General features: G+C 55.1%; 1 protein-coding gene and 1 rRNA gene. Both read right to left on the reverse strand.

What is annotated here, in order from left to right; translation table 11 throughout:
- Positions 1-58: 58 nt before the first annotated feature.
- Positions 59-3,187, reverse strand: a 23S ribosomal RNA gene (locus FB478_RS20985).
- Between the two features lie 7 nt (positions 3,188-3,194).
- Positions 3,195-3,424, reverse strand: a 230-nt coding sequence (locus tag FB478_RS21265; protein WP_222430075.1) for a hypothetical protein, incomplete at its 5' end; no start/stop codon positions are given.

Here is a 3,424-nt window from a genome sequence, read left to right on the forward strand (position 1 = left end):
GGGGGTTGTTGGTTGGGAACCACATAGTGGACGCAAGCAGAGTTTTGTATGTATCTGTGTGGTGTAAGTTGTTGGCCTATTAGTACCGGTCAGCTTCACGAGTCGTTAGTCCTCGCTTCCACATCCGGCCTATCAACCCAGTGGTCTGGCTGGGGGCCTCTCACACCCGAGGGTGTATGGAAATCTCATCTCGAAGCGAGCTTCCCGCTTAGATGCTTTCAGCGGTTATCCCATCCGAACGTAGCTAATCAGCGGTGCACTTGGCAGTACAACTGACACACCAGAGGTTCGTCCGTCCCGGTCCTCTCGTACTAAGGACAGCCCTTCTCAAATTTCCTGCGCGCGCAGCGGATAGGGACCGAACTGTCTCACGACGTTCTAAACCCAGCTCGCGTACCGCTTTAATGGGCGAACAGCCCAACCCTTGGGACCTACTCCAGCCCCAGGATGCGACGAGCCGACATCGAGGTGCCAAACCATGCCGTCGATATGGACTCTTGGGCAAGATCAGCCTGTTATCCCCGAGGTACCTTTTATCCGTTGAGCGACGGCCATTCCACAATGTACCGCCGGATCACTAGTCCCGACTTTCGTCCCTGCTCGAGATGTCTCTCTCACAGTCAAGCTCCCTTGTGCACTTACACTCGACACCTGATTGCCAACCAGGCTGAGGGAACCTTTGGGCGCCTCCGTTACTTTTTAGGAGGCAACCGCCCCAGTTAAACTACCCATCAGGCACTGTCCCTGACCCGGATTACGGGCCGAAGTTAGATGTCCAAAGTGACCAGAGTGGTATTTCAACGATGACTCCACCCGAACTGGCGTCCGGGCTTCAACGTCTCCCACCTATCCTACACAAGCCACTCCGAACACCAATACCAAACTATAGTAAAGGTCTCGGGGTCTTTCCGTCCTGCTGCGCGTAACGAGCATCTTTACTCGTACTGCAATTTCGCCGAGTTTATGGTTGAGACAGCGGGGAAGTCGTTACTCCATTCGTGCAGGTCGGAACTTACCCGACAAGGAATTTCGCTACCTTAGGATGGTTATAGTTACCACCGCCGTTTACTGGGGCTTAAATTCTCAGCTTCGCCTTGCGGCTAACCGGTCCTCTTAACCTTCCAGCACCGGGCAGGAGTCAGTCCGTATACATCGTCTTGCGACTTCGCACGGACCTGTGTTTTTAGTAAACAGTCGCTTCCCCCTGGTCTCTGCGGCCCCGATCCCCTCCACACCGCGAGGGTGTATCAAGGTTGGGGCCCCCCTTCTCCCGAAGTTACGGGGGCATTTTGCCGAGTTCCTTAACCATAATTCTCTCGATCGCCTTGGTATTCTCTACCTGATCACCTGTGTCGGTTTGGGGTACGGGCGGCTAAAACCTCGCGTCGATGCTTTTCTCGGCAGCATAGGATCACCAAATCCCCCCAAACGGGGGTCCCATCAGATCTCAGGCACCATGAGTGGCGGATTTGCCTACCACTCGCCCTACATCCTTAGACCGGGACAACCATCGCCCGGCTCGGCTACCTTCCTGCGTCACACCTGTTAATACGCTTGCCTCCCGGGATCAGGTCCTGCGCTCCACCAAAACCCTCACACCACAAGGGCGCTCGGGCAGGCTTCGGGCAGTTAGTATCCCCCGCTCAGCATGGGCGGTTTTTCGCCGGTACGGGAATATCAACCCGTTGTCCATCGACTACGCCTGTCGGCCTCGCCTTAGGTCCCGACTTACCCAGGGCAGATTAGCTTGACCCTGGAACCCTTGATCATTCGGCGGACGGGTTTCTCACCCGTCTTTCGCTACTCATGCCTGCATTCTCACTCGTGTAGGCTCCACCGCTGGTTTACACCGCGACTTCACCGCCCACACGACGCTCCCCTACCCATCCACACGCCTGAACCACAAGGGCTTAGCTAAAATGTGAATGCCACAACTTCGGCGGTGTACTTGAGCCCCGCTACATTGTCGGCGCGGAATCACTTGACCAGTGAGCTATTACGCACTCTTTTAAGGGTGGCTGCTTCTAAGCCAACCTCCTGGTTGTCTGGGCAACTCCACATCCTTTCCCACTTAGCACACGCTTAGGGGCCTTAGTTGGTGGTCTGGGCTGTTTCCCTCTCGACTATGAAGCTTATCCCCCACAGTCTCACTGCTGCGCTCTCACTTACCGGCATTCGGAGTTTGGCTGACGTCAGTAACCTTGTAGGGCCCATTAGCCATCCAGTAGCTCTACCTCCAGCAAGAAACACGCAACGCTGCACCTAAATGCATTTCGGGGAGAACCAGCTATCACGAAGTTTGATTGGCCTTTCACCCCTACCCACAGCTCATCCCCTCCATTTTCAACTGAAGTGGGTTCGGTCCTCCACGACGTCTTACCGTCGCTTCAACCTGGCCATGGGTAGATCACTTCGCTTCGGGTCTAGATCACGCCACTCACACGCCCTATTCAGACTCGCTTTCGCTACGGCTGCCCCACACGGGTTAACCTCGCGACGTAACACTAACTCGCAGGCTCATTCTTCAAAAGGCACGCCGTCACCAGAATCAGACTGGCTCCGACGGATTGTAAGCACACGGTTTCAGGTACTGTTTCACTCCCCTCCCGGGGTACTTTTCACCTTTCCCTCACGGTACTGGTCCGCTATCGGTCATTAGGGAGTATTTAGGCTTATCAGGTGGTCCTGACAGATTCGCACGGGATTTCTCGGGCCCCGTACTACTTGGGATACTCTCACAGGCGGTACAAACACATTACGGTTACGGGACTAACACCCTCTCTGGCCGGCCTTTCAAAACCGTTCACCTATGCGCGCACATCACACCCCACCAGCCCGGCAGAACTGGTATGGAAAGTCCCACAACCCCGACCATGCAACGCCCGCCGGCTATCACACATGGAACGGTTTAGCCTGATCCGCGTTCGCTCGCCACTACTAACGGAATCACTATTGTTTTCTCTTCCTGCGGGTACTGAGATGTTTCACTTCCCCGCGTTCCCCCCACGCACCCTATGTGTTCAGGTACGGGTCACCGAGTCACTCGCGCGCTCGGCGGGGTTTCCCCATTCGGACACCCTGGGATCACAGTCCGGTTATCGACTCCCCCAGGCTTATCGCAGATTCCTACGTCCTTCTTCGGCTCCTAATGCCAAGGCATCCACCGTGTGCTCTTAAAAACTTGACCACAAAGATCAAAAACATTTCTCGAGAGAACCACAGAAACCAACCACACCCCAACACCCAAAGGGCATCAACAGCGCAGCCAGATCCAGGTTCATTAATCTTGGAAATTGCTTCTTATACAAGATGCTCGCGTCCACTATGTAGTTCTCAAACAACAACCCCACACCACACACCCCACACACCCAAACAGGCGCACGGAACGTCACGGCAGGGAAACCAGAAACAAACAAACCCAGGG

Origin of the sequence: Arthrobacter sp. AG367 (genome assembly GCF_007828995.1) — a bacterium.
Taxonomy (GTDB): Bacteria; Actinomycetota; Actinomycetes; order Actinomycetales; family Micrococcaceae; genus Arthrobacter.